General features: G+C 44.7%; 24 protein-coding genes and 2 riboswitches. Of the genes, 8 read left to right on the top strand and 16 right to left on the bottom strand.

All coding sequences use genetic code 11. The annotated features are described in order from the left end of the window. Positions 1 to 30 precede the first annotated feature (30 nt). On the bottom strand, positions 31 to 660 hold the full coding sequence (locus tag ACFQV5_RS05095; protein ID WP_379244513.1) for an ECF transporter S component: 630 nt from the start codon (positions 658 to 660) through the stop codon (positions 31 to 33). 87 nt (positions 661 to 747) lie between these two features. Then, a riboswitch (TPP riboswitch) is annotated at positions 748 to 861 on the bottom strand. Positions 862 to 1,027: 166 nt separating this feature from the next. On the opposite strand from ACFQV5_RS05095, the gene asd reads away from it, so the two are divergent. Then, entirely contained in the window at positions 1,028 to 1,831 is an 804-nt protein-coding gene (gene asd / locus ACFQV5_RS05090; RefSeq protein WP_379244285.1) for an archaetidylserine decarboxylase, read from the top strand. A gap of 2 nt (positions 1,832 to 1,833) precedes the next feature. Here asd and ACFQV5_RS05085 read toward each other — a convergent pair whose 3' ends face one another. From ACFQV5_RS05085 to pdxR, 3 genes are all read right to left on the bottom strand, one after another. Beyond that, complete coding sequence (locus ACFQV5_RS05085) at positions 1,834 to 2,715, bottom strand: SDR family oxidoreductase (protein WP_379244283.1); 882 nt, start codon at positions 2,713 to 2,715, stop codon at positions 1,834 to 1,836. Between the two features lie 299 nt (positions 2,716 to 3,014). After that, complete coding sequence (locus ACFQV5_RS05080) at positions 3,015 to 3,800, bottom strand: AraC family transcriptional regulator (RefSeq protein ID WP_379244281.1); 786 nt, start codon at positions 3,798 to 3,800, stop codon at positions 3,015 to 3,017. A 30-nt stretch (positions 3,801 to 3,830) separates the two neighbouring features. Then, positions 3,831 to 5,330, bottom strand: coding sequence for a MocR-like pyridoxine biosynthesis transcription factor PdxR (pdxR, locus tag ACFQV5_RS05075; RefSeq protein ID WP_379244279.1), 1,500 nt, complete (start codon positions 5,328 to 5,330; stop codon positions 3,831 to 3,833). Between the two features lie 114 nt (positions 5,331 to 5,444). On the opposite strand from pdxR, the gene ACFQV5_RS05070 reads away from it, so the two are divergent. The 3 genes from ACFQV5_RS05070 (at position 5,445) to ACFQV5_RS05060 (ending at position 7,751) form a co-directional block, all read left to right on the top strand. Next, complete coding sequence (locus ACFQV5_RS05070; RefSeq protein WP_379244277.1) at positions 5,445 to 6,059, top strand: pyridoxamine 5'-phosphate oxidase family protein; 615 nt, start codon at positions 5,445 to 5,447, stop codon at positions 6,057 to 6,059. A gap of 117 nt (positions 6,060 to 6,176) precedes the next feature. Then, on the top strand, positions 6,177 to 7,475 hold the full coding sequence (locus tag ACFQV5_RS05065; RefSeq protein ID WP_379244275.1) for an aminotransferase class I/II-fold pyridoxal phosphate-dependent enzyme: 1,299 nt from the start codon (positions 6,177 to 6,179) through the stop codon (positions 7,473 to 7,475). Positions 7,476 to 7,622: 147 nt separating this feature from the next. Beyond that, positions 7,623 to 7,751: a YjcZ family sporulation protein gene (locus ACFQV5_RS05060; RefSeq protein ID WP_379244273.1), complete on the top strand. Its 129-nt coding sequence runs from the start codon at positions 7,623 to 7,625 to the stop codon at positions 7,749 to 7,751. A gap of 138 nt (positions 7,752 to 7,889) precedes the next feature. Here ACFQV5_RS05060 and ACFQV5_RS05055 read toward each other — a convergent pair whose 3' ends face one another. The 5 genes from ACFQV5_RS05055 to ACFQV5_RS05035 all read right to left on the bottom strand — a co-directional run bounded on the left by ACFQV5_RS05055 (position 7,890) and on the right by ACFQV5_RS05035 (position 12,765). After that, the gene (locus ACFQV5_RS05055; protein ID WP_379244271.1) at positions 7,890 to 9,116 is read right to left on the bottom strand and encodes an ABC transporter permease; all 1,227 of its coding nucleotides are present in this window, start codon (positions 9,114 to 9,116) and stop codon (positions 7,890 to 7,892) included. Next, positions 9,113 to 9,865: an ABC transporter ATP-binding protein gene (locus tag ACFQV5_RS05050; RefSeq protein ID WP_379244269.1), complete on the bottom strand. Its 753-nt coding sequence runs from the start codon at positions 9,863 to 9,865 to the stop codon at positions 9,113 to 9,115. The genes ACFQV5_RS05055 and ACFQV5_RS05050 overlap by 4 nt, the downstream gene beginning before the upstream one ends. A gap of 64 nt (positions 9,866 to 9,929) precedes the next feature. Beyond that, positions 9,930 to 11,279, bottom strand: a complete 1,350-nt coding sequence (locus ACFQV5_RS05045) for a DEAD/DEAH box helicase (RefSeq protein ID WP_379244267.1) — start codon at positions 11,277 to 11,279, stop codon at positions 9,930 to 9,932. Between the two features lie 169 nt (positions 11,280 to 11,448). Further along, positions 11,449 to 12,222, bottom strand: coding sequence for an SDR family NAD(P)-dependent oxidoreductase (locus ACFQV5_RS05040; RefSeq protein ID WP_379244265.1), 774 nt, complete (start codon positions 12,220 to 12,222; stop codon positions 11,449 to 11,451). Between the two features lie 84 nt (positions 12,223 to 12,306). Beyond that, a complete protein-coding gene (locus ACFQV5_RS05035; protein WP_379244263.1) occupies positions 12,307 to 12,765 on the bottom strand; it encodes a chemotaxis protein CheX in 459 nt (152 codons plus the stop codon). A 391-nt stretch (positions 12,766 to 13,156) separates the two neighbouring features. Here ACFQV5_RS05035 and ACFQV5_RS05030 point away from each other — a divergent pair, with 391 nt between their 5' ends. Together ACFQV5_RS05030 and ACFQV5_RS05025 are read left to right on the top strand one after the other, a co-directional pair. Then, on the top strand, positions 13,157 to 14,059 hold the full coding sequence (locus ACFQV5_RS05030) for a LysR family transcriptional regulator (RefSeq protein WP_379244261.1): 903 nt from the start codon (positions 13,157 to 13,159) through the stop codon (positions 14,057 to 14,059). A gap of 29 nt (positions 14,060 to 14,088) precedes the next feature. Continuing rightward, entirely contained in the window at positions 14,089 to 14,898 is an 810-nt protein-coding gene (locus ACFQV5_RS05025; protein ID WP_379244259.1) for a histidinol-phosphatase, read from the top strand. 217 nt (positions 14,899 to 15,115) lie between these two features. Here ACFQV5_RS05025 and ACFQV5_RS05020 read toward each other — a convergent pair whose 3' ends face one another. After that, the gene (locus tag ACFQV5_RS05020) at positions 15,116 to 16,012 is read right to left on the bottom strand and encodes a metallophosphoesterase (protein ID WP_379244257.1); all 897 of its coding nucleotides are present in this window, start codon (positions 16,010 to 16,012) and stop codon (positions 15,116 to 15,118) included. Between the two features lie 82 nt (positions 16,013 to 16,094). Here ACFQV5_RS05020 and ACFQV5_RS05015 point away from each other — a divergent pair, with 82 nt between their 5' ends. After that, the gene (locus ACFQV5_RS05015) at positions 16,095 to 17,474 is read left to right on the top strand and encodes an aldehyde dehydrogenase (RefSeq protein WP_379244255.1); all 1,380 of its coding nucleotides are present in this window, start codon (positions 16,095 to 16,097) and stop codon (positions 17,472 to 17,474) included. 166 nt (positions 17,475 to 17,640) lie between these two features. On the opposite strand, the gene ACFQV5_RS05010 is transcribed toward ACFQV5_RS05015, so the two are convergent. The 4 genes from ACFQV5_RS05010 to ACFQV5_RS04995 form a co-directional block, all read right to left on the bottom strand. Beyond that, on the bottom strand, positions 17,641 to 18,447 hold the full coding sequence (locus tag ACFQV5_RS05010; protein WP_379244253.1) for an AAC(3) family N-acetyltransferase: 807 nt from the start codon (positions 18,445 to 18,447) through the stop codon (positions 17,641 to 17,643). Between the two features lie 126 nt (positions 18,448 to 18,573). After that, positions 18,574 to 19,338 carry a succinate dehydrogenase iron-sulfur subunit gene (gene sdhB, locus ACFQV5_RS05005; RefSeq protein ID WP_379244251.1) on the bottom strand — a complete coding sequence of 255 codons (765 nt, stop codon included), beginning with the start codon at positions 19,336 to 19,338 and terminating at the stop codon, positions 18,574 to 18,576. Positions 19,339 to 19,353: 15 nt separating this feature from the next. Next, complete coding sequence (gene sdhA, locus ACFQV5_RS05000) at positions 19,354 to 21,096, bottom strand: succinate dehydrogenase flavoprotein subunit (RefSeq protein WP_379244249.1); 1,743 nt, start codon at positions 21,094 to 21,096, stop codon at positions 19,354 to 19,356. Positions 21,097 to 21,111: 15 nt separating this feature from the next. Continuing rightward, a complete protein-coding gene (locus tag ACFQV5_RS04995; RefSeq protein ID WP_379244511.1) occupies positions 21,112 to 21,777 on the bottom strand; it encodes a succinate dehydrogenase cytochrome b558 subunit in 666 nt (221 codons plus the stop codon). Between the two features lie 244 nt (positions 21,778 to 22,021). Between ACFQV5_RS04995 and ACFQV5_RS04990 the strand changes: the two genes are divergently transcribed. Beyond that, positions 22,022 to 22,939 carry a LysR family transcriptional regulator gene (locus ACFQV5_RS04990; RefSeq protein WP_379244509.1) on the top strand — a complete coding sequence of 306 codons (918 nt, stop codon included), beginning with the start codon at positions 22,022 to 22,024 and terminating at the stop codon, positions 22,937 to 22,939. Positions 22,940 to 23,006: 67 nt separating this feature from the next. Here ACFQV5_RS04990 and ACFQV5_RS04985 read toward each other — a convergent pair whose 3' ends face one another. After that, complete coding sequence (locus ACFQV5_RS04985) at positions 23,007 to 23,675, bottom strand: potassium channel family protein (RefSeq protein WP_379244247.1); 669 nt, start codon at positions 23,673 to 23,675, stop codon at positions 23,007 to 23,009. Positions 23,676 to 23,690: 15 nt separating this feature from the next. Next, positions 23,691 to 25,034, bottom strand: coding sequence for a TrkH family potassium uptake protein (locus ACFQV5_RS04980; RefSeq protein WP_379244245.1), 1,344 nt, complete (start codon positions 25,032 to 25,034; stop codon positions 23,691 to 23,693). 61 nt (positions 25,035 to 25,095) lie between these two features. Next, a riboswitch (cyclic di-AMP (ydaO/yuaA leader) is annotated at positions 25,096 to 25,239 on the bottom strand. Positions 25,240 to 25,468 lie beyond the last annotated feature (229 nt).

The raw sequence follows: 25,468 nt of genomic DNA, 5'->3' as shown, positions 1-25,468 counted from the left end.
CCGGACGCCTTATGCTGATCAGCTATATTCTCACACATGTTTAGGATCGTCCAAAGCTTCATAATCCTTAGCTGAAGCAGGACGGAGCAGTGAAGTGACCCCTGTCCGTTCTAAGGCCTTAGCCAAGGCGAACATTAAGAAACCTGCAATTACAGCACCACTCAGTACACGCATGCTATACTTTGCAACAAACAGCCACCATGCATAATCGTCCGTATAAGCTAAATAAAAATCCATCAGCATGGAACCAACCGCAGACATTGCACCAGCTAGAGCAACGATCGATACCGTATACTTTCTATACCGGAAAGCTGCAAATACGAGCTCTGCTCCAAGACCTTGAATAATTCCGTACAATAGCAGGTTCAGTCCCCATCCACTGCCGAATAATACCTCCACATGAGCCGCTGCAAGCTCTGCTATAAGCGCAACCCCCGGCTTTCGAATGAGGAGAAATGCGAGCGTAGCTGCTGCAAACCACATACCGTACAACAACTCATCTGCTTCAAAAAACAATGGCTTAAACAGGTTATATACCGATCCCCAGAAATGGTACACCACACCTAATACGAGTGAGACCAGAACCGTAACCAAAATATCACTAAGCCGCAGTCCCTTACTAACAGGTCTCTTCACCTTACCTTGAATACTTGATTCCATCATAATTTCCCCTCTCCTATCTAAAATACGATTGATAAACACGACAAAAAACCGTCTGGAAATATGCGCAGACGGAAAACAAGCCCTTAGTCAGGGTCGGATATTCTCTACGCTGGCATTACCCAGTTCAGATTAACGGTCAGCAGCGGGATGATATCTGCAGTCTCAGCCTGATTCACTCAAGCCCCCGTATTCCATATTCGGTTTTAAGCTGACTTTAAAATACACCAAGTAATCCAGAATTTGCAAGACCCTATTTTTCAATAATCCCCTTTATATTGATTTACCCCTTGTTCTATGTCAATATAATGCAGAGTGCGGATGCATTTAATTCCGCCTATTGTTAGGCAAGGCAAAGGAGAATCACATGGCTAAACAATTACTTAGATTAATGACAGAACTCTCTTCCCGCAAGTGGATATCCCATATAATGGGACGTTTTTCCCATAGCCGATTGAGCCGTTATCTCATACCAACGTTTACACGAATATATCAAATCCCTGTACATGAAGCGGAAAAAGAAATAAACGAATACCGTTCACTGAACGAATTTTTTTCCCGTCGTTTAAAGATGGGCATGCGGCCGATCGACGAAACAGCAAGTGCCATGACCAGCCCTGTTGATGGTGTTATAACCGGTATGGGGCCTATTCATGCGGGTACCATTCTGAACGTCAAGAATCAGGATTACACGATTGCTGATCTGCTCGCTAACTCCCCGCGCATGCAGAATTACATTCACGGGTATGTATTTGTACTCTATCTTAGTCCAACCGATTACCACCGGATTCATTCTCCTGTAACTGGAAAGAAAGCAGAAAGTGAGCATCTTCGTGGCAAGGTATATCCGGTAAATGATTTTGCCATGACCCATATTCGCTCCGTACTTAGCCGTAACGAAAGACTCATCACCTACATCACACATGAACATGGTGAAGTAGCCGTCGTTAAAGTTGGTGCTATGAATGTCAGCAGCATTAAATATGTTGACGAGACCGTAACTGAGTGGCGGAACGGCGATGATCTTGCTTACTTCGAGTTCGGTTCTACCGTCGTCTTGCTCACGGAGAACGGAACCTTCACTCCACGCGGTGATCTAAAGATCGGAGACAAGGTAAAGATGGGTGAACTTCTCGGACTACTGCATGAATCATCAGATCATCGCTCCTAGCATCAGGGATTCTTACTTAACGTATTTAAAACAATGCGACGAAAGAAGCGGTAAGGTAGCATCATCTTGGCTGCAATCGTCATTCGGGTGCCAAAAGGTAGTCTGTATCTGAACTTGGGGGAAGCGCTTCTAGCGATTTCCCCTACCAGTCGTGCAACTTCTCTAGGATCTCCACTTTTTTCAGCCGTTTTTTGAGAGAACCGGAGGACACGGTTTAACATCGAATAATAAGGAGATCCCTCCTTGGCTTTAATATCACTGAACCCTTTGCTCCAAATCGGCGTGCCATATGCACCTGGTTCAATGAGCACCACATCCATTCCGAGCGGCTGAAGCTCAAGCGAAAGACATTCTGCGAGACCCTCAATGGCAAACTTAGAAGAAGCGTATGGTCCGTACCCCGGAAACCCGACTACGCCGCTAATGCTGCTCATAAATATGATTTTGGATTTCGGAGTTTTACGCATGATTGGCAAGGCAAGCTGTGTGACAGCTACCGTTCCGAAAAAATTCACATCCATCTGCTTCCTCCATGCCTCAAGCGGGACCTCTTCCACGAATCCCCCCACGGCTTCACCTGCATTGTTTACAAGCAGATCCAGTCTACCCCAGCGATGATCAATCTCAAGCATGGCGTTCTTAATAAGCTCGTGCTCGCATACATCCACCTTCATAATATGAATCCGAGATTCCAATCCCGCTTCCTTGGCAGAACTCAGCAGTTCTCCCGCAGCCTCAGGTCTTCGCATTGCTGCTGCCACGTTATACCCCTTGGCCGCAAGTTCCAGACAGATCAGTAGTCCAAAACCACTTGAAGCTCCAGTCACAAGCGCTAGTTCACCTGTTAATTTCTTAAACGTTTCCAATTCTGTTCTCCCTTTCATCCCTGGATCAATCGATATGCTATATGCTAAAAAGCACCCCGCCATTTCGCCGGTTTGTTCCTTCCGGGAAATAACGAAGGTGCTGTTATGTGTATGATTTATTAGAACCACAAATTCTGTTCGGGATTGGCACTCTTAAACCGACGTAACCGATTTCTAAAAATGCCGCAACCACCACGACTGCAAATCAAGCTGCGCATTCTTCTTCTTTGGCTCATTGCCGGCACCCCCCTCTCTATTTTTATTTATCACCATCATTACCCTATCTAGTTTACCATGAATCACCTTACTAGATTACTTTAACGAACCTCAGAAGGACTCTTCCCGGTATACTGCTTGAATTGCCGGCTGAAAAAGAAAATATCTCTGTATCCGAGCGCATCAGCAACCTCCGTAACATTCATCCCTTGGTGCAGTAAAAGATGCTGTGCTCGCTCAATCCTCATCTTAATTATGTACGACTGAACCGGTGTACCGATCAGTTCCTTGAACTTGATCGAAAAATAACGAGAAGACAAGCCTGCTCTAGCAGCTAGATCCTCAACCCGATGCGGCAGCCCTGGGTGCAGGCGCACATAATTCGCAATCTCATGGATAGCCTCTGTCAGTTGGTTACTGGTCTTCTTGTTTACGGGCATATCCTTATCATCCCTGAGCAAATAAATCATCAGCTGCTTTAAAATCATCTTTCCTTCTTCTTCCGCCCCATAAGGCTGGTCCAGATACAGCCGAACGTATTTAGCAAGCAAATATTCAAAATCCATCGTCTCGTTCAGCTTCCGATAAGGAGCTGGCACCTCGCTGACAGGATCAGTCACATCAAAATGCAGGTAAGTTAGAACAAGCGGCTTTTGCGGGTTATGTGTTGCACTTGTATGATCGCCAGGAGAGAATAAAAAGCAACTTCCTTTTTCCACCTCATAAGGCACATCATTAAGCACCACAGTTCCTTCACCACTCCATACGTAAAACAGGTCATAATTTTGCATCGGTTTCTCACGCTTTTGCCATTTCCATCCTGGTTCACATACGATTTTAGCTAAAGCGGGTTTGATTACAAAAGAAGACGGCGATGCATTCAGCATCACGTCATTCCCCCTTGTCTCTCGAAAATATTAATCTATGTCTACCTCCATGATACTCTTTTTTGAGATGTTTTGCATATCCTCCCAAGCTAAAGCCATTTGAGAGATTCCCTTCTCGATTTGCTCATGATTCAGATGAGAGAATACGAAGCATGCAGCAGAAGTATTCGGCGTAAGATGATATACTTCAGCATCTCGAAACTCAACACCTCTATGTCGGCAAACCTTTTTAAAAATCTCGTACTGGTCCGGTCCATGCAGCCAATGAGCGTATACATGTAATCCAGCATCTCCCCCATTCAGACGGAATAGATGCGCTGCCTTCTCTTCCATTTGGTTAACAAAAAACGCATGCAGTCCTCTGTAAATCCGAGTCATTCGCCGGAGGTGCTTGCCATATCCACCTCTCGCCATAAAATGAGAGAGCGCACACTGCTCCAGCAGAGCGGGTGACACTGGCTCATACAAAGCCTTAGCAGCAACGACTGACTTTACCATAGATTTAGGGAGAACAGCGTATCCTAGACGAAGGCCTGGAAACATTGTCTTAGAGAAAGAACCTATGTAAATGACACGTCCTGATTCATCCAAAGCCTTAAGCGGTTCCATCGGTCGCCTGCCAAATCGGAATTCACTGTCATAATCATCCTCAACAATGATCGCTTGATGAGACTCAGCCCATCTCAGTAATTCCCTTCTCCGTTCAATCGGCATCACCGCCCCTGTTGGAAATTGGCGGCTAGGGGTGACGAATAATAATCTTGCATTCCAATTTTCCGGAATAAGACCGAATTGATCCACTTCCCCGGCAATCATCTTTCCACCGCAAGATTGCACCGCACTCCGTATTCCATGATAACCTGGGCTCTCAAGCACAACAGGATCACCCGGGTTTATTAATAATTGCGAGAGCAGAACAATACCTTGCATAGATCCGCTGAAAATGACGATATGCTCAGCCTCTGCATGGATGCCTCGGGTAAATTTTAAATGTCCAGCAATGGCCTGACGGAGTTCAAGATGCCCGGCACAAGGCAGCTGTTGTTGGTATTCTTTTCTCGCTTCGCTGGCGGCATGATTTATCGCACTTTTCCATTCCACATAAGGGAAATGGTTGGATTCTGCCTTATCACCAACAAATGAAATACACTCATCATCATACAACTGTTCAAATCCCACTCTGGAATCCTTTGAAGACATCATATCTACCACATTTTGTCCCCAAACCGATAACGCAAGATCACAATGGGTGTCATCATGGACATTCTCCTCTAGAGAAACGCCCTTTGCCACATAAGTCCCCCTGCCAATCATGGCTTCCACATACCCTTCAGCAAGAAGCATGTCATAACTTTGCGCGGCAGAGCCACGGGACATTCCATACAGACGGGCAAGCTCACGTGTCGCAGGAAGACGCGTCCCACTTGGCAGCATTCCGTTTATAATGGCATCCCGCAGCGCGTGATATAGAGCTAAATATTTATAATGGTATTTCTTCATATATGTATCAACTGATAATCCAAGCTCCACCGCATTTCCTCCTGTCTAATATTGGACCATTAAAATCAATCTAAATTGGATCTTTTTTCTTGTCAATATGAACATTATGCTGATTAAAAATGAATTGAAGGGAATGCAATCAGAATGCGAAGAAGTGAATTCATGATAGAAAATCAAGAGGAAGTGGAACAATTTTTAGCAGAAATGAGCTTCGGGTTTCTCGGAACTGTTGATGAATCTGGTTGTCCACGCGTAACCCCCTTAAATTTCGTGTTTTTAGAGAATGCTTTTTATTTTCACGGAAGCCGGTTTGGAGAAAAAATGGATCACCTGTTTCGTAATCCAAAGGTCAGCTTCACCGTAGCAGATGAATATGCTCTGATTCCGTCTTATTTTTCCGATCCTGTAATGGCCTGCCCGGCTACAGCATTTTTTAAAAGTGTAACCGCAAGCGGAGACGCTGTCATTGTTCAGGACATCGAAGAAAAGGCTAAAGTTCTCGGCGGATTTATGCTTAAGCTTCAACCGGAAGGTGGATATGATCCGATCGATGCCAATGATCCACGGTATTCCCCTCAACTGAAAGGAGTTGCACTAATTAAGCTGGTCCCGCATCATATGTCAGCAAAATTTAAATTTGGACAAAACTTAAAAAAACGAAGATTGGATAACGTACTGGATGGTCTAAAAAACCGCAACGAGAGCCGTGATGCTGTTACAGCAGAACATATATGCAAGTACCATCCATCCTCTCCCTAAACAAGGTTCATTTTCCGTGACGCTTTGACGGTCAGGTGCTATAATATTAGTCAATGAAATCGTAGATGAGAGATACAACACCTTAACCTAAAGTACTCGGAAGGATGGAATCAACTCATGAACCCATTGGCTGGTCAATTGAACGAAAACATCAAGACAGGAAGTCCTCATGTGTATGAAATGCTATCAACCCTCGGTAAAGAAATTTATTTTCCTAAAGAAGGCATTCTGAGCCAATCAGCGGAAGCAACAAGCCATGCAAAAAAATACAACGCTACCATCGGCATTGCAACTGAAGGTGGAATTCCGATGCACCTCAGCGTGATTCAAGATAAGCTTTCAGCCTATCAGCCGAAGGACCTGTACAGCTATGCACCACCAGCTGGTAAACCAGAACTTCGTTCTGCTTGGCGGAACAAGATGATCCAGGAGAACCCTTCTCTTGAAGGTAAAAGTATCAGCAATCCGATTGCTACCAACGCACTAACACACGGACTGAGCATTGTTGCGGATCTGTTTGTCGATGAAGGAGATGCTGTGGTTTATCCAGATAAGAACTGGGAGAACTATGAGCTAACTTTCGGTATCCGTCGTCATGGTGTTACCGTGAACTACCCGCTCTTTACCGATGACATGAAGTTTAATGCTGCTGGACTTCGTGAAGCACTTCTGAGCCAGAAAGATAAGGGTAAGGCCGTTGTGCTCCTGAACTTCCCGAATAATCCAACAGGTTATACACCTGGGGTAGAGGAAGGAAAAGCGATCGTAGCCGCTATCCAGGAAGCTGCTGAAGCTGGTATTAACGTCGTTGCTGTAACGGATGATGCATACTTCGGTCTGTTCTTTGAAGATTCACTTAAAGAATCCCTCTTCGGACAGTTGGCTGATCTTCATCCCCGTGTATTAGCGGTTAAAATTGATGGAGCTACAAAAGAAGAATTCGTGTGGGGATTCCGTGTCGGGTTCATCACCTACGCTTCCGAGAATAAGGATGTACTGTATGCTCTGGAACAGAAAACACTAGGTATTATCCGGGCAACAATTTCAAGCGGCGCTCATCCTTCTCAGACATTCGTACTGGATGCGCTGAAATCACCGGAATTTGAACAACAGAAATTAGAGAAGTTCAATATTATGAAAGGCCGCGCTAACAAGGTTAAGGAACTATTAGACAGCGGTAAATACGGAGATGTGTGGGAATACTACCCGTTCAACTCTGGATATTTCATGTGTCTTAAACTTAAGGGCATTTCTGCCGAAGCGCTTCGTACACATCTCATTCATGAATATGGTGTGGGAACGATCGCGCTTGGAGAATATGATCTTCGAATCGCATTCTCCTGTATTGAAGAAGAACATCTTGAGGATCTGTTCGATCTTGTATATAAAGGCATCCAAGATCTGAAGCAGGCATAACTTAATACAGAATACACTGATAAGATCGGGCTGATGTCCGATCTTATTTCTTTTAATGAATAAACACTCGCCCATACCCTTGGCCAATCGTCTACATACTATACTGTGTACTAACAAAAACAACAACGAATTGAAAGGGGAATGAACATGGGTGCAGTAGAAGAAACAAGATGTGGTGGATACGGTGGATGTGGCGGAGGATACGGAAGCGGCGTAGGAGCCATTCTGGTACTTTTCATCCTTCTCGTTATCATCACTCGTGCTTTCTGGATTTAATCGATTAATACTTTAAATAAACAACTGACTCACTAACATGATAAACCCCTCATAGATAAAACATCATAAAAGGGGCATCCCGCGCCGGTTCTTGACCTGCGGGGATGCCCCTCTATCCGTTATATAATAGTAGTTAGATTATAGATCGTCTTCGTCTTCATCTTCTTTACGTCCCCGCTTCAGAGCCGCAAACCGGAATAATATGACGAGGACAACTCCACTCGCTCCAGTACCAAGTACGAATACTGGATCATTGGCAAAAGAAGCTAGCAGCGGAAGCCACATGAGAATCGCCCATAACAGCTGCACTTGAAATACAAGTTTAACTTCATTCTCTCGCCGTGTTCCAACAGGTAACGGGTACACATGCAACCAGAACGATTCCTGATGAAGCTTACGCAGAGATGAAAGCTGCAATCCAGCGATCAGCAAGCTAACCAGGTATATTACACTTGACATGAGACTGTCTCGCGTTAACCAAACAAGGAGTGCACCAAGAACCCCTACTCGTACCAAAATGCCAAAAATGTCACTCCGGACTAGGCTTTTGACCAATAAGTAACGATAGGCCGTCTCTTTACGCCAAGGAATCCCACTTCCCCACCGGGACAGCCATCTCCGCGCATATACTCGCTGTTCTCGTTGCGGAACATTGACGAACCAACTCAGCACCATCATCACTCGGCTAGCCTGTCTTTTCTCTACCTGAATCAACCGCTCCCAAGCGACAGCATGCTTAGCGGGAATGGCCAAGGATGCAATGTAGGTAGCGCCAATGAGAACGATAAATATAAGGCTATGAAGACTTGGATACCATAACCACGATGCGATGGTTAACGCAACAACCGTCCAGCGCAGTACTCGATAAGCCGCAGCTGCACCCCGGGAGATCATTCCAAGCTCTTTCCAGCTTCCATAACTGGATAGCAACTTTAACAGGATCAATATCAGAATACTTGCGAATAGAGGCTTTGGATCCTGATCACTCCGTATGTACAACGGCCACAAAGTGATCACTACAATGATCAGACCCACAATTTTATAAATGGTACCGCCTACCCAGCCTTTTGAAAAATATTGCTTCATTCTTGATTCCTGAGGCAATAGAAATACGGTATCTGCTTGTTGAAGATAAGTCCGAACACTGCTATTTACCGTTAACGGTAAAAGAATAATTAGCATTATCCATCTTATTGGCAAATTCGGCGGGACATTCTGAACGACCGAGGTGTACCATGCCGAGAAAGCGATCAGCAGAAATAAAAAGACAACCGCTACACCGCTTTGAATCACATACCCGAGGTAAGGCAAAACCTCTCCCCAGAATTGACTTTTTCTTTTGGCAAACAACTCCCGCAGGTTCATCCGCCATTCCCACCTTGAATGAGAGCATAGAACAACTCTTCAAGAGGAAGTCCCGGTTTGCCAGCCTGCTCCGCGACCTCTTGCAGCGTGCCTTGGGCGATGATCTTTCCTTGATGAAGTACGATAAATCGGTCACAATAATTCTCAATTGTCGATAGAATATGTGAACTGAGAAGTACCGAAGAACCAGCTGCCTTCAACTCAAGCATAAAGTCCAGCAATGAGCGGATACCTAGTGGATCCAGTCCTAAAAACGGTTCATCGATAACATAAAGGGACGGTCTTGCAACAAAAGCGCACATAATCATAACCTTCTGCCGCATCCCTTTGGACAAGTGTGCGGACAGGCTGTCCATTTTATCTTCCATACGGAACATGCTGGACAGCTGTGCTGCACGACGCTCATAATCTTCACGGGAAACCCCATAAGATCTCGCCGTAAATTCGAGATGCTCTCTCACGGTCATTTCCTCATAGAGCAGTGGGGATTCCGGGACAAAAGCCAGCGCACTATGATATGCTTCCGAATTCTCATCCCGTGTCTGATTCTGAACCCGGACCTCCCCTTTTTGCGGCTTCATAAGCCCGAGTATATGCTTCATCGTGGTGCTCTTGCCCGCTCCATTTAGTCCGATTAGACCGACCATTTCTCCTGGCTGGACGCTAAAAGAGACCTCATGCAGAACAGGGCGGTTCAGACTGTATCCTCCGCTTAAGTTTTGGACGGACAATACTGGATTCTCTTTCATTCCTGTTCACCCCATTTTAGCAGTGTCCCACTCTACGAAGTGAAAGACGCTGCATGATCACAACTCATTTTTTTCTTAACCACTTAGGTGCTCCCTTATTCTTGCGGTCACGTTCCCGTTCACTTTGTCGTTCCTGTGAAACCTTACCCGAAGAGTTCCGTGTATCACCCTTCGCTGATACCTTAGCTTGTTTCCCTTGGCTCTGACCGGCAGTTATTCTAGCTGGTGATGAGGAACCGACACGAGGTGCACGTGCATTCGTAGATGTTGCTTCCCTTGGAGATCTTACTTTACCGCCGAACATCGCTTTTTCCTCAATCGAAATACCAAGCTCCCGATTGAATTTACGCATAATAAATGTCTGACGATCGGTTACGATTGAGATGACCATACCGCTGCGTCCCATACGTCCAGTTCGCCCAGCACGGTGTGTGTAAAATTCGGCATTGATCGGAGGATCATAGTTAATGACCATGCCAAGTCCCTCGATATCCAGTCCTCGTGCAGCTACATCACTTGCTACCAGCAACTGTGTTTTACCTTCGCGGAAAGCATTCAATACTTTACTACGTGTCATTTTATCCGCATCACCATATAAAGCAGCCGCGCTTAGTCCCGAATAATTAAGCTTCGCTTCAACCTCAGCCAGATCTGCTGTTGCATTCACAAATACAATCGCCCGGTCAGGCTTATAGTGACGAACAATTCGCCGTACGGTGTCAATCCGATCCCGATCCTCACTCACAAAATAGTAATGCTCGAGTGCAGATGGTGTTCTCATTTCAGGATCAATGCCGATCTCAACTGGACGATCCATCTCCCGCTTCACTAGTTCAGCTGTCTGCGGGCTAACGGTAGCCGATAAAAAGACAAGCTGACGATCACGCAGCGCACTTCGCAGAATTCTCTCCACATCGCTTGCCGCTCCCAGATTAAATACCTGATCCACTTCATCGATAACGATGGTGGTAACGGCATGCATTTTAAGCTTTTTGATTTCGATCATTTCACGTACTCGGCCAGGCGTACCAACGATCAACTGAGGATGTTGCTTCAGCTTTTCAAGCTGCCTTTTCGCCGATGCGCCACCGATAAGTCCAAGGACTCTGATTCCTTTTGCGGCGCCGTAACGCTCACCTTCACGCACAATCTGGATTGCCAGCTCTTGCGTCGGTGCTAAAATCACTTTCTGAACCGCTTTACTCTCGATATCAATCGTCTGTAATACAGGCAGTAAATACGCTAAAGTTTTGCCGGTTCCTGTCTGGGAAGTTGCTAATACATCCTTGCCTTCCAGCACTTGTGGAATTGCCTCAGCCTGTACCGGAGAAGGCGTATGTATTCCAAACTCACCCAAGCGGGTGGCTAAATCCTCGGATATACCGAGTGTCATAAATGTTGTAGTAGAAGTCATAGATTCGTCCATCCTTTATCTTTGAGTATTGTTCACTCATGTTTCATTATATGCTAAAACAGAAGTTCCCACCAAATGAAGCTTTAATGTTATTTCCTTTGTCCCATAAAACTTGAAAAAACCGGCTCTCGAGGAGCCGGCTCATTCGCTTATGTAATGATACCTCTGTTTATTTTTTGTTCATCCAACGATAAGACAGCCGGTCAGCAAGACGCGGAAACAGATGATAAAGCCTTATTCCAGCCCCAGCCAGACGTGGTAAATCGATCTCTTCCTTGCGTTTACGAATTAGTTTGACGATCCGCCCCGAAACATATTCAGGTTTCATCATAAACCAGCTTATATTCTTCACATAACCGCCTGAAGGATCTGCAAGTGAAAAGAATGGTGTATCGATGGGACCTGGATTAACCGCTGATACGGTGATACCTGTTCCACGGAGCTCCTGTCGTAATGAATTCGTCAGTCCTAAAACAGCGTGCTTCGTAGCTGAATAAGCGGTTGATTTAGCCGATCCAATCTTTCCAGCCATCGATGCTACATTGACGATTTGACCGCTCTTCCGCCGAAGCATACCAGGAAGAACTGCTTGAGTGCAGCGAACAATTCCCATGTAATTCACATTCATCATATCTTCGAATTGATCCTGCGGCATATCGATGAAAGTTTCAAATATTCCATATCCCGCATTATTCAGAAGCACATCAATTTTACCGTGCTTGCGCTCGATCTGATCAAATACTCCCTTTACCTGCTCCGCATCACGTACATCAAGCAAGACAATTTCATAAGGACCTTTCATTCGGCTACCAACCTGTTTCAAACGCTCTTCCGAACGGCCTGCAAGAATTACGTAAGCCTCTTCACTCGACAGCATCTCGGCAGTCATAGCACCGATACCGCTTGATGCCCCCGTCACAACAATCACTTTATTCTTAAGCATGATTTCTTCATCCTCTCTACAGTCCGGCGGTCTACTGCTAGCAAACGCACCTGCTCTTCGAAGGACTGCTTTACTCTCTCTATTCTAAGAAATCATGACTTGAATATCCAGTTCTCCAATTCCATCCATCGTAAGCGGAATGCTCAAAGCCTTTTTCTTTGCAAATTCAGTTATATTCACCGACCTAATGACCTTCGGCGGGGTGATATCTACGATTACCCCTTGATTAGACAAGATCGTGCTTGCATTGCCGCTGATCATATTACCAAGTTCCGATATAGCACTTTGTCCCATCTCATCCATTTCTGTCAGTACATACCCACCCATCATGATGGAAACCATACGCAGTGCTACTTGTTCTTGAATTCCAAATACGATATTACCGCACATCTGTCCCGTCATACCGATCTGTATCCATATATGGTTCTCAATTAAAGAAATCTCTTTGACCCCGAGATTGCCCGTGGAGGGTGAGACTTGTATAACTTGCTCAATGACGAGTCTTGCGGATTCTAAAAAAGGATTTATAACTTCCGCTTTCATTCCCGATTAATCCCCTTTCACTGGGTTTGTGGTCAGGGTCCCAAAGTCCCAATCATTAGTTAAAGTAATTATAATGTATACCTTATAATAAATCATTATAAATTAACGTCCACTGACCATTAGCCCACCTATAAGTCATATATATTCGTGTGTACAAACAGCATAATTATTGGGGCTTTAGTCGTAGTTCAAAAATATCGACCTTACTTATTATCGGTTATTAACCTCCATCAATTAATAATGATTTCTGAAAAATGAAATTAAATTACCTGACAAGATCTTTCAGGGAAGGTTCACATTGCCCCGATGTACTTAATCACCTATAATTTAAATAATAGATTATAGCGTATGACAGACACGGAACACATGAAATCATGTTAGGAGGAAGGCCATGAACATCAGCCAACTGGAGACGCTCATCACCATTTCCAAAACGATGAGCTTTCGCAAAGCGGGAGAATTACTAAATTTGACCCAGCCGGCCGTGTCGGCCCAAATCAAGAGCCTCGAAGATGAATTCAAAACCGTGCTTGTGGATCGAAGTCAGCCTGTAACACTAACTGACCGGGGTCAGGTATTCGTCGAACATGCTGATCACATCCTAAGAATTGTTGACGAGTTGAAACAGAGGTTATCCGATTTAGATCAGACTCCTCAGGGACATATTCGGCTCGGTACGACCACTTCGATTGCGATTCAAATTTTGCCGCGCGTGCTGTCTTATTTCCAAGATCAATTTCCACATATCAAAACGACGATCCAATCCATGGCTTCATCGCAAATTTACCACAGCGTTGAGAACAACCTCATCGATATTGGAATTGGATACTTGATTGAACGGAATCCTAACGTAAGCTCCTCTATTCTGTTCTATGACTCCTTTGAGCTTGTTGTCTCTCCACAGCATCCTCTAGCCAAAACTACAAAAGCGGGTATTGAAGTACTTGGACAGACACCGTTAATCCTGTTAACCCAGGATACCGTAGGCCGGAGATTTGCTGATGAAGTGATGAGATCACACGGTATTCAGCCCCAGGTTGTCATGGAGCTGTCTAGTAGTGAGGAGATTAAACGGATGGTGGAGATCAATCTCGGAGCAGCCATCATATCCAAGCAGTCGGTTTCTTCCGAACTTCGACACGGAACGCTGAAAATCGTTCCTCTTACCGAGCTTGAAGTAAGCCACCCTGTCGGTGTTATTTATAAAAGCGGACGTTATGTTAGTTCAGCAATGCGCCAGTTTATAAGTGATTTGAAGGGAATGCCGGAAACCCAGTTCATCAGCAGCGAATAAACATTCTTCATCTTTTTAAGGAGGACATCATGAAATTTGATCTGCACACTCATCATTTCCGCTGCGGGCATGCTGACGGAAACATCCGGGAATATGTTGAAGCCGCGATAAGAGCCGATCTTAAAGTTATTGGCATATCTGATCACACCCCTTATTTCGGGAGTCCTGAGGAACAGCCTTTTCCTTACATCGCTATGGGAAAGAGTGATCTAGCTAATTATGTGAATGAAGTTCTTCAATTAAAGAAAGAGTATGAAGGAAAGATCGATGTACTGCTTGGCATTGAATCTGATTTTTTTCCGGAACATTTTGAAGCTTACCGTCAAGCTCTTTCTCCCTACCCGTTTGACTACATCATCGGTTCCGTACATCAGGTAAGCGGAGTGAGTATTTTCAACAAAAACCGTTGGAAAGATCTTACCCCTAAGCAGAAAATAGCCGAGAAAGAGAATTACTTTTCTCTCATACGTCAATCGGCCCAGAGCGGCATGTTCCAAATCCTTGGACACATCGATGCCATGAAAGGCAACTATCCTTCTTTCTCAGACATTGCAACCGAAGATGCTCTTGAAGAGACGCTAAAAGTGATCGCGGAATGCGGTGTTGCCATAGAAATTAACACCTCAGGCAAAACAAAATTATCCGGTGGTTGGTATCCGTCCAACGCCATCTTGGAACGGGCGCATTTTTACGGTGTTGATGTTACGTTCGGATCGGATGCTCATAAACCGTCACGTGTCGGAGATGAATTCGAAGAAGTTGCTGCGGTGCTCAGAGATATAGGGTTTAAAGAGTGGGTATATTTCAAACAGAAACAAAAGGTGACCGTGCCTCTATAATTAGAGGCTGCGGTTTCTTTTTTTATATAGACAAAAAAAAGAGGACCCAGAAAATCCAGGTCCCAACAAAATATATATTCTCAAAAGGGGGTCATGTGATAAGTTTACCCTGTCGCTGTTAGAGTTTGATAACAGATATATTTCATTTGTGTTACAAAAGTACAAACCGCTGATTTATAGTATTTTCAATGATTGAATTCACTATTATATGTGATTATTACGCTTGTCTTAAAGTTAGAATCGTCAGCTCCGGCTTGCACAGAAACCGTAACGGTAATCGTGTTGTTCCGATTCCCCGATTTACATAGAGCGGCATTCCAGGGTTTCCGATCTTATATAACCCACTGATGTATTTTTTGGAGCCTGGTGGTGTAATCACAGCACCTATCCACGGTAATCGGATTTGTCCGCCATGACTATGACCAGACAGTTGAAGATCGAATGGGTACTCTGCTGCAATATCAGCATAATCGGGCTCATGCATCAGAAGCAAGGTATACATTCTCTCCGGAATCCCTTTAAGTGCTCTATTTAAATTCGGATTTCCTAGCAACAGGTCGTCCAAACCAACAACAGCTATGCCTCTTCCTTTCCGTTCCAAAAGTATGTGTTCATTACGAAGAAGCTTAAATCCAGCTTTCTCCTGCAGCGTTATCAACTCTCTTATATTATCAAAATCATGATTTCCAACGATGGAGAGTACACCCAAGGGCGCTTTTAACCCAGATAACGTTTCTACAGCTTCACTCATGGCCTCAGCAGAACTATCAACCATATCCCCAGTAAAGCAGATCAGATCAGGTTGTTCCTGATTAATTGCACCAACAATGCGCTGAACGTCCTTTACATCGGTATGAAAGCCTATATGAAGATCACTGAAATGCGCAATCTTAATTCCGTCAAAAGCTTTTGGTAGCCGTCTTTGATGAAGTGTGACCCTTGTAATCTCTAGCATGTTGGGCTCGAAAAGTGAGGCATACCCTCCAGTAACAAGTCCTGCTCCAAGCAAGGCAGAAGTGCCAAGCTTTAAAAATTGCCGCCGCGTCAAGGAAAATAGAGGCTTATCCAAAGCCTTTTGATCGGAATCTTCATTTAGGCTAGGATGGTTTTTCATTTTCTAGCAGCCTCCTTTATAATCAATAAGAGAGCAACATTGTCCTAAGTTTTATAAATCGGGCAGAGAGGAGTGTTCACCTATGATCATTAACGATTCGATTGAGGAATTAGTTTTAAACCAGCGTCGTTTTTTCAAGACCGGTGGACCCAGAGATGTGAGTTTTCGAATCGAACAGTTGAATAAATTGCGGAATGCATTGATTGCAAAAGAAGCTGAGGTTATAAATGCGCTGCGAAAAGACTTAAATAAGAGTGAACAGGAGTCTTTTACGACCGAGGTTGGAATTGTGTATAAAGAGCTGTCTTACGTTATAAAAAACATCCATAAATGGACTAAACCCCGCAAGGTTAAAACGGCAGTGACTCATTTCGGGAGCCGTGGGGAGATTCATCCGGAACCGTATGGTACCGTGCTCATTATTGCGCCTTGGAATTATCCTTGGCAGCTGGCCATTTCCCCTCTAATTGGCGCACTGGCGGCAGGGAATACGGCTATTATAAAACCGTCTGAGCTGACTCCCCATGTAGCTGGTGTCATCTCATCTCTTATTCAAGATACGTTTCCCACTCAATATGTGGCGGTGGTAGAAGGTGGCCCAGATACGAGCACACGTCTGTTGAAACAGCCCGTGGACTATATTTTTTTCACAGGAAGTACGAATATCGGAAAAGTTGTCATGCAAGCTGCGGCAAAAAATCTCATTCCAGTCACACTCGAACTTGGCGGGAAAAGCCCCTGCATCGTGCATAAGGATGCTCCAATAAAGCTGACCGCAAGACGAATTATTTTCGGTAAATTTACCAATGCAGGTCAGACGTGTGTCGCCCCAGATTACCTGCTCGTGCATCAAAGTGTTAAGGAAGAACTCATTAAACATATGAAGGAAGCCATCTCAGAGTTTTACAGCGATTCGCCTCTCTCCAACCCGGATTACGGACGGATCGTGTCTGAGAAACATTTTTTACGGTTATCTAATTTCCTAAGTAATGGCTCCATTCGGCATGGCGGCAAATGTGATGCTAGCAAGCTGCTAATCGAACCCACACTACTTGATGATATCACATGGGAAATGCCTGTTATGGAAGAGGAAATTTTCGGGCCTATTTTCCCGATTCTTACATACGATCATTTGGATGAAATTATTGACATGGTAAATGCTAAACCTAAGCCGCTTGCACTTTACTTGTTTACGAAAGATAATGATATTCAGAATAAAATACTATCGAGCATTTCATTTGGTGGCGGATGCGTCAATGATACACTCATGCATCTAGCCACCCCTCATCTTCCATTCGGAGGTGTGGGCGAGAGCGGCATGGGCGCCTATCACGGTGAACACAGTTTCGAAACCTTTTCCCATAAAAAAAGCGTCCTGCGGCAGACGAACAAGTTCGACTTCAGTTTCCGCTATCCTGGTAAAGGCGGGCTTAAACTGCTTCGCAAACTGATGAAGCCTTAAAATCATAACAATTCAGTGAAAATGCTAATACCATGGAAGCAGTCCATCCGAGAATATTCTTTCTAGGGTGGACTGCTTTTTAGTATTTGTACATCACTACGTATGCGTATCAATCTTCCGATCACTGTACTCAACAGAAGTCAGCTTGTTTAACTTGTTAGTTACATTAGCTCTTGCGGTTCGTCTCCATCCATTTCACTGCATAGTCAACCATTAGCCGCTGCGGCGCTAACACACATCTGCTATTCTGCACATTTCCTCGAATATAGCCATCCGGATAATTACGTTCATATTCGATTCCGATCTGCTCAAAATCATCCGAAGTAAAATTCACATCCTCGAACTCTTCCCAAATTGATCGGTTTCCTTCTCTCCGGGTGGGGGCATATATTGTTTCTTTCTTCTTCCCTTCCCAATCTGCTCGGTATTCTGACAAATGAAAAGATGTATTATTCTCATAACCTGTTCCGAGCATCAATACATATGCCCCCAAATCATAAAGCTTAGCGAGTGGAGATTCCTCACCTAGGCTATAAGACAACGGATGAGAACCAGTTATCCATTCAGCATGAGGACCTCTTGCCGCAAACGAAACATGTGGATGGCCACTGCGAAGAACTCCAGTCTGCCGCCGAAACACTTCAGGAATTTTCCCCACATAAGATGAGACCGTAAAATCCTTATCAAAAGGGGGCATTGAATCCCGAATCAATTGCCACCACTTAGGATCGGCCGGAGGGTTCTTCCATGTTGATGGATCAGTCAAATCGGCTGAGTGAGTCGGCATAACCAATGTCCCTTCGGCACCTAGTACATCTTCAATTGCCATAATAACCGCTTCGGCACCACCAACGATCCAGCCACCCACACTTTTCAAGGAAGAGTGAACAAGGAGTGTCATGCCTGGTTTTAGTCCAAGCTGGATTAAATCAGCACGGATATCTTCAATTGTTATTGGTTTTTCAGTAATCATGTGCTCTAATCCCCTTCATTTCCAATCAAATATTTCCAAATCAACTACTACTTACTATTCTATACGTAAAAAGAGCACTTGTCCCGTTTACACTGAGACAAATGCTCTTCATGATTTCAAAGGTTCTTACACACTTAACCAGCGTTTGAATAAATGTTTAGTCGTGTCCTTATTCATCTCAGCAATGGATGTTGTCAGCGGAATCCCTTTAGGGCAGGAGCGCACACAGTTTTGTGAGTTACCGCAGCCTTCAATTCCTCCGTCTTCCATCAATGCTTCCAAACGCTCTTCCTTATTCATCTCACCTGTTGGATGAGCGTTAAAGAGACGAACCTGGGAGATCGCCGCAGGACCGATGAAATCTGTCTTCTCGTTGACGTTCGGGCAAGCCTCAAGGCAAACACCGCAAGTCATACATTTGGACAACTCATAAGCCCACTGGCGCTTCTTCTCAGGCATCCGCGGGCCAGGACCGAGATCATAGGTGCCATCAATTGGAATCCATGCTTTAACCTTCTTCAGAGCCGTGAACATACGAGTGCGATCAATAACCAAATCGCGTACAACCGGAAAAGTCTTCATAGGCTGAATACGAATTGGCTGCTCCAGCTTATCAATCAGCGCTGCACATGCCTGACGCGGCTTACCGTTAATAACCATGGAACAGGCGCCGCAAACTTCCTCAAGGCAGTTGGAATCCCAGCAAACAGGAGTTGTAGACTGACCTTGAGCATTCTTCGGATTACGCTGAATTTCCATCAATGCGCTAATTACGTTCATGCCGGGGCGGTACGGAAGTTCGAATTCCTCATTGTAGGTTTTCGATTCCGGGCTGTCCTGGCGGGTAATTATAAATTTGACGCTCTTCGAGGCTGCTGTGGTTTGAGCCATGTCAAATCCCCCTTCTTACTTTTCTTTCGAATAGTCGCGAATACGCGGCGGGATCAAGGAAACATCCACATCATCATACGAGATCTGTGGTCCGTCCGGTGTCCAGGTCGCTTTCGTAGTCTTCAAGAACTCTTCGTCATTACGATCCGGGAACTCAGGCTTGTAGTGAGCTCCGCGGCTTTCGTTACGCAGTAGTGCTCCTAGAGTCATCGCCTCAGCGAGCTCAAGCATGTTCCAGAGCTGGCGGGTAAACGCCACGCCTTGGTTATTCCAACGTGATGTATCGGTCATATTAATGTTTTTATAACGTTGTTTCAGTTCTTTAATCTTGCCGATCGTTGCTTCAAGTTTGTCGTTATAACGAACAACGGTCATGTTGTTTGTCATCCACTCACCAAGTTCCTTATGTAGTACATAAGCATTCTCAGTGCCCTGCATCTTCAGGAGACCTTCATACTTAGCTGTATGTTCTTTCGCAGCCCGATCATAGACGCTAGACGAAATATCTTGAGACGATTTCTTCAGTCCCTTAACATATTCGATGGCTTTCGGACCCGCTACCATACCGCCATAAATGGCTGAGACCAGAGAGTTTGCACCTAAACGGTTAGCACCATGGTATTGATACTCACATTCTCCGGCAGCAAACAAACCTGGAATATTGGTCATCTGATTGTAGTCAACCCACATGCCACCCATCGAATAATGGACAGCCGGGAAAATTTTCATCGGGATTTTACGTGGATCATCTCCCATGAACTTCTCATAAATCTCGATGATACCTCCGAGTTTTACGTCGAGCTCTTTAGGGTCTTTGTGCGAGAGATCTAGGTAAACCATGTTCTCACCATTGATCCCAAGGCCTTCATCAACGCATACATGGAAAATTTCACGTGTAGCAATATCACGCGGAACCAAGTTTCCGTAAGCAGGATACTTTTCCTCTAGGAAATACCATGGTTTTCCGTCCTTGTATGTCCAGATTCGGCCACCCTCTCCACGCGCAGACTCAGACATCAGACGAAGCTTATCATCACCTGGAATCGCCGTTGGATGGATCTGAATAAATTCTCCGTTCGCATAATGCACACCTTGTTGGTATACAGCACTCGCTGCTGTCCCTGTGTTAATAACGGAGTTTGTCGTTTTACCGAAAATAATACCTGGTCCACCACTTGCCAGAATAACTGCGTCACCCGGGAATGTACGGATTTCCATGGAACGCAGATCCTGTGCGGAAATACCACGGCATATGCCTTCATCATCGATCACTGCATTCAGGAATTCCCAGTTCTCGTACTTCGTTACAAGACCCGCTGTTTCCCAGCGGCGAACCTGTTCATCCAGTGCATACAGAAGCTGCTGACCTGTTGTCGCACCTGCATATGCCGTACGGTGATGCTTCGTGCCTCCAAAACGACGGAAATCCAGCAATCCTTCCGGCGTCCGGTTGAACATAACACCCATCCGGTCCATCAGGTGAATGATGCCCGGTGCTGCGTCACACATTGCTTTAACTGGTGGCTGGTTCGCCAAAAAGTCGCCGCCGTACACTGTATCGTCAAAATGCTCCCAAGGAGAGTCGCCCTCCCCTTTCGTATTAACGGCTCCGTTAATGCCGCCCTGCGCACACACGGAGTGTGAACGTTTTACAGGTACCAGTGAGAATAGATGAACGTGAGCTCCAGCTTCAGCTGCTTTGATTGTTGCCATCAAGCCAGCTAGTCCGCCGCCCACCACAATAATGTTAGATGCCATTTCTGTTCACTCCCCTTAGCTCAAGACTGTTTTGCACACATCAATTAAAGCAGTAGCTGCAAATTCCGAATCACGGAAAGCAGTCAGTGCCAATATAAACAACACGCTCGTAAGGACGAAAAGCCCCATACAAATATAAGAAGATACACGCTGCGCACGTGGTCCTACCGTAATGCCCCAGCTTACGAGGAAAGCCCATAAACCGTTAGCAAAGTGGAATGTTGCACAGACAATTCCAATCACATACAGAATGAACAGAATCGGATTGTTCACAATTCCATGAATCGTAGCTCCTAGTTCATCATGTGTGATCTTGCCAATAGCGATCATAAAACGAGTATCGTACATATGCCAGATAATAAATACGAATGTGATGACGCCAGTTATACGCTGCAAGGTAAAGCGAATGTTGCGTTCATAATTGTAGTTGCCAACGTTGTTATTTGCTTGATATGCAATATACAAACCGTATACGCCATGGTACAGCAGCGGCAGCCAAATCAGAAACAGCTCAAGGAAAAAGATGAGCGGCAAGCCGTTAATAAACTCGACACCCTTAGCAAAGCCTTCCTTTCCACCATCGAAAGCCTTAAAGTTGGTAATCATATGAGTAAGCAAAAAGGCTCCTAGCGGTATGATACCAAGCAAAGAATGCAGCTTTCTGGAATAATACCCTTTCATCAGTCGACGTTCCCCTTTCCGATTGTACAGCGTTTTCATTTAGCCTCATCTTAATCTATTACACTAAATACTACCTATGCGTCACACGCATACAACGACAAAATATACCACAATTCGGTTATTGTGTGAACATCTTGTGTCATGTTTCATGTTACTCCTTTTTTTCTTATAATGGAATTGCAATATAATTATTAATCGTTATAATCAATACGCATAAGCAAAATATACTGAGGAAGTGAAAATGATGTTCGAGGAATTGGACGTTTTTGCCATAGTTGTAGAGCAGTCCAGCTTGAATAAAGCTTCCAAACTGCTTAACCTGTCACAACCCGCCCTATCCCGTAAAATCGCCAAGCTTGAAGACGAGCTAGGTGTACAACTATTTAATCGACGAGGAAAGCGCCTGGAACTTACTTCTATCGGGCAGCTTGCTTATACATATGCACTCGAGCAGCGTCAGCAGCAATTAAAGTTCATGCAGACCCTTGCCCATTATCGCGTGGAAGAACAAATTACAATCACGTTAGGAGCTAGCCTAACCACGCTCCAAACGACGCTCCCTCCACTCGTCAATGCATTCATGGAAAGACATCCGACTGCTGAAATCAAACTAATTACAGGCAAGACGCATGAAATTGTATCCTCCGTACGTGATAAAAAAGTCGATGTTGGTATTGTTGCTTCTTCCATTAACCAGCCCGGCTTAAATTGCATCCCTCTATTCGATGACCATCTTGAACTTGTACTGCCAACCACACATCCACTAGCTGATAGCACTGATGTCGGGATTGAACAACTCCAAGGTCTACCTATGATTATCTTCTCAACGGGTACCTGGTATAGAAAACTAACAGACGATCTTTTTCACCGCTGGGGCATCATGCCTGATATCCGCATGGAGATTGACTCATTCGAAGCGATCGTGCGCTTGATACCAACCTGTAAAGCGGCTGCCCTACTCCCTAAATCATACCTGCGTCCACAACTTCTTTCCGATAACGGGCTTATTGATATCCATATTCCCGCTTTGATAGAGACGAGAAGAACTACGAGCCTCATTTACGGAGATGCTTCTGAGCTAAGTAATGCTGCTACAAGGTGGATTGCTGAGACCGAGATGTTATTTCGAAAGCTTCAGGAGGACGGACAACAAACAACCTGACGCAAGAATACGTCAGGTTGTTTAGTTCATTTTTATAATCCAGCGGTTTCACAAGGGTTTTCGTACTTTATTGCATATTAACAACTTCACCTTCGAAGCGGTCAATGTTCTCTTTCGCTCCGATAACAACCATAATATCGCCTGCACGTAACACGTCCATTGCGGTTGGGGCTACAATAACTCCAGAACGCTGATTAAGTGCTACGACACTGATACCGTAACGAACACGGGTATTCAGCTCATTTAATGTTTTTCCGTCCATACATTCTGTCACCGTCATCTCGACTATCCGATATTCCTTGGACAATTCGATGTAATCCAGAAGGTTTGGAGTAACGAGCTGATGCGCAACACGTATTCCCATGTCTCTCTCAGGGAATATCACCCGGTCTACTCCGAGTTTCTCCAAGGCTCTACCATGAAGTACTGAAACCGCCTTGGCAACGACCGTATTAACGCCTAGCTCTTTCAGGAGAATAGCTGCGAGAATACTCGTCTGGATCTCATCTCCAATGGCCACAATCCCACAGTCAAAATTCCTGATCCCAAGCGACTTCAGCACTTCTTCATCCGTAGCATCTGCTACAACGGTATGGGTAAGGAATTCACTCATATCCTCGACCACTTCTTCATCTCGATCGATCCCGAGTACCTCATAACCTAAGTCCATCAGTTCAAGTGCAAGACTTGATCCGAATCTCCCAAGCCCAATAACCGCAAATTGCTTTGATTTCATTTCTAGCCAATCTCCTTATCCAATAATCATTTTTCCTTCTGGATGACGATACAACTCTTTACTCTTTTTAGGACCTAATGCATAAGCAAGTGTTAATGGACCAAGACGACCTGCAAACATCGTAATGCTAATGAGCAGCTTACCGAACAACGATAGTTCGGGGGTTAGTCCCATAGACAGCCCCACCGTACCAAAGGCAGACGTAGCTTCAAATATTATGGAGAGGAAGCTGCTGTCTTCTGTTGTCGAAAGAATCATCGATACTGTAATGACCAATAACAAAGCAAGCAGTGTAATAGTCAGTGCTTTTAGAATCCGTTCCTGAACCAAGCGATACCTGAACAACACAATATCATCTCGACCACGCATCATAGCGATAACAGCAGCAATCATCATCGTAAATGTCGTGGTTTTGATCCCCCCTCCTGTAGAACCTGGGGAAGCCCCGATAAACATCAGAATTACGATGAAGAACTGTGTAGCTTGACGAAGCTCGGTAATGTCTAATGTGTTAGCCCCCGCCGTTCTTGGTGTTACCGATTGAAAAAAGGAGCCCAGAACTTTACCGCCCCAGTTCAATGATCCAAGTGTCTCGGGATTCGTAAATTCAAAAATAAATATTACAATCGCCCCTATAACAATAAGAGAACCTGTCATGGACAATACCACTTTTGAATGTAACGATAATCTGCGTCTTTTCCGATAATCAACCAGATCAGCCATAACGATAAAGCCGATGCCGCCTGATACAATCAGGAACATAACCACAAAATTGACGATTGGATCATACACATATCCGGTCAAACTTCTAAAATCACCAAACAGATCAAATCCCGCATTATTGAACATGGATATCGCATGAAAAACACCGAAGTACAATGCCTTCCCGATTGGCATATCAAAAGCCCAGCGAATGGTCAGCAGCGTAGCTCCACAAGCCTCGATCACCAAAGAGTACAGCAGAACCCGGCGGATCAGACGAACGATCCCCTCCATTGAGGATTGATTCATCGCTTCTTGCAGAACCAAACGGTCTTTCAATGAAATACGTTGTTTCAGAACAAGTGCAAACAGCGTGGCCATGGTCATGAAGCCAAGTCCACCAATTTGTATCAATAACATGATGACAACCTGTCCAAAAGAACTAAAGAATGTCCCTGTATCCACTACTACAAGCCCCGTCACACAAGTTGCGGATGTTGCAGTAAATAAGGCATCCATAAAGTTCAGCGGTTCCCCTGTCGTATTGGCTATCGGAAGCATAAGAAGCATCGTTCCAATCAGAATAATAGCCCCAAATCCGAAAACAAGAATTTGAGGTGGCGACAAGCGAAGCCATTTTAATTTCGAAGTCAACATGCTCACCTCTTCAAAAAAATCAAACAAAAAAGACACTGGAAATCCAATGCCTTAAGCGTTTGGGTTCCTGTGCTACAGCCTACGAGGTTAGCTGACGGATTCGGGCATATCACAGGTCGCCCTATTCGCTACCTTTTCGGAAGCGAAATTCACCCCAATTAAATGGTTCCCCCATGTTCATTACGAAATTCGGCTGATCTATTCAATTAACATGATGTGATTATAACGCAATCCTTAAAGGATACCAAAACCGTAATTGAGTTGAATTATCTTAAAAAAGAACGGAATTGGGCATATTCCAGAGTAGTAGCACATGATTTACTGAGGTTTTCGAAATCTTTCCTGCATTTTCAGCGGATATTTCATAATTTTGAATGGGCTAAGCCGTTTGTGTCATTCATATCTATGTTATATTGACTTTATGTCTTCAGAAA

It is taken from the genome of Paenibacillus sp. GCM10028914 (genome assembly GCF_042666275.1).
Taxonomy (GTDB): domain Bacteria; phylum Bacillota; class Bacilli; order Paenibacillales; family Paenibacillaceae; genus Paenibacillus_AQ.
The sequence above is the reverse complement of the archived record's forward strand: the minus strand, read 5'-3'. Positions and strand labels throughout refer to the sequence as shown.

What these genes read in the sequence shown, in the direction of transcription:
- ACFQV5_RS05040 (WP_379244265.1), bottom strand. Translation starts at nt 12,222, where the DNA reads ATGCTTAAGAATAAAGTGATTGTTGTGACGGGGGCATCAAGCGGTATC.
- ACFQV5_RS05035 (WP_379244263.1), bottom strand. Translation starts at nt 12,765, where the DNA reads ATGAAAGCGGAAGTTATAAATCCTTTTTTAGAATCCGCAAGACTCGTC.
- ACFQV5_RS05065 (WP_379244275.1), top strand. Translation starts at nt 6,177, where the DNA reads ATGAACCCATTGGCTGGTCAATTGAACGAAAACATCAAGACAGGAAGT.
- ACFQV5_RS05020 (WP_379244257.1), bottom strand. Translation starts at nt 16,012, where the DNA reads ATGAAAAACCATCCTAGCCTAAATGAAGATTCCGATCAAAAGGCTTTG.
- sdhA (WP_379244249.1), bottom strand. Translation starts at nt 21,096, where the DNA reads ATGGCATCTAACATTATTGTGGTGGGCGGCGGACTAGCTGGCTTGATG.
- ACFQV5_RS04980 (WP_379244245.1), bottom strand. Translation starts at nt 25,034, where the DNA reads ATGTTGACTTCGAAATTAAAATGGCTTCGCTTGTCGCCACCTCAAATT.
- ACFQV5_RS05015 (WP_379244255.1), top strand. Translation starts at nt 16,095, where the DNA reads ATGATCATTAACGATTCGATTGAGGAATTAGTTTTAAACCAGCGTCGT.
- ACFQV5_RS05095 (WP_379244513.1), bottom strand. Translation starts at nt 660, where the DNA reads ATGGAATCAAGTATTCAAGGTAAGGTGAAGAGACCTGTTAGTAAGGGA.
- sdhB (WP_379244251.1), bottom strand. Translation starts at nt 19,338, where the DNA reads ATGGCTCAAACCACAGCAGCCTCGAAGAGCGTCAAATTTATAATTACC.
- ACFQV5_RS04990 (WP_379244509.1), top strand. Translation starts at nt 22,022, where the DNA reads ATGTTCGAGGAATTGGACGTTTTTGCCATAGTTGTAGAGCAGTCCAGC.
- asd (WP_379244285.1), top strand. Translation starts at nt 1,028, where the DNA reads ATGGCTAAACAATTACTTAGATTAATGACAGAACTCTCTTCCCGCAAG.
- ACFQV5_RS05080 (WP_379244281.1), bottom strand. Translation starts at nt 3,800, where the DNA reads ATGCTGAATGCATCGCCGTCTTCTTTTGTAATCAAACCCGCTTTAGCT.
- ACFQV5_RS05070 (WP_379244277.1), top strand. Translation starts at nt 5,445, where the DNA reads ATGCGAAGAAGTGAATTCATGATAGAAAATCAAGAGGAAGTGGAACAA.
- ACFQV5_RS04995 (WP_379244511.1), bottom strand. Translation starts at nt 21,777, where the DNA reads ATGAAAGGGTATTATTCCAGAAAGCTGCATTCTTTGCTTGGTATCATA.
- ACFQV5_RS05060 (WP_379244273.1), top strand. Translation starts at nt 7,623, where the DNA reads ATGGGTGCAGTAGAAGAAACAAGATGTGGTGGATACGGTGGATGTGGC.
- ACFQV5_RS05030 (WP_379244261.1), top strand. Translation starts at nt 13,157, where the DNA reads ATGAACATCAGCCAACTGGAGACGCTCATCACCATTTCCAAAACGATG.
- ACFQV5_RS05010 (WP_379244253.1), bottom strand. Translation starts at nt 18,447, where the DNA reads ATGATTACTGAAAAACCAATAACAATTGAAGATATCCGTGCTGATTTA.
- ACFQV5_RS05050 (WP_379244269.1), bottom strand. Translation starts at nt 9,865, where the DNA reads ATGAAAGAGAATCCAGTATTGTCCGTCCAAAACTTAAGCGGAGGATAC.
- ACFQV5_RS05085 (WP_379244283.1), bottom strand. Translation starts at nt 2,715, where the DNA reads ATGAAAGGGAGAACAGAATTGGAAACGTTTAAGAAATTAACAGGTGAA.
- ACFQV5_RS05025 (WP_379244259.1), top strand. Translation starts at nt 14,089, where the DNA reads ATGAAATTTGATCTGCACACTCATCATTTCCGCTGCGGGCATGCTGAC.
- ACFQV5_RS05055 (WP_379244271.1), bottom strand. Translation starts at nt 9,116, where the DNA reads ATGAACCTGCGGGAGTTGTTTGCCAAAAGAAAAAGTCAATTCTGGGGA.
- ACFQV5_RS04985 (WP_379244247.1), bottom strand. Translation starts at nt 23,675, where the DNA reads ATGAAATCAAAGCAATTTGCGGTTATTGGGCTTGGGAGATTCGGATCA.
- ACFQV5_RS05045 (WP_379244267.1), bottom strand. Translation starts at nt 11,279, where the DNA reads ATGACTTCTACTACAACATTTATGACACTCGGTATATCCGAGGATTTA.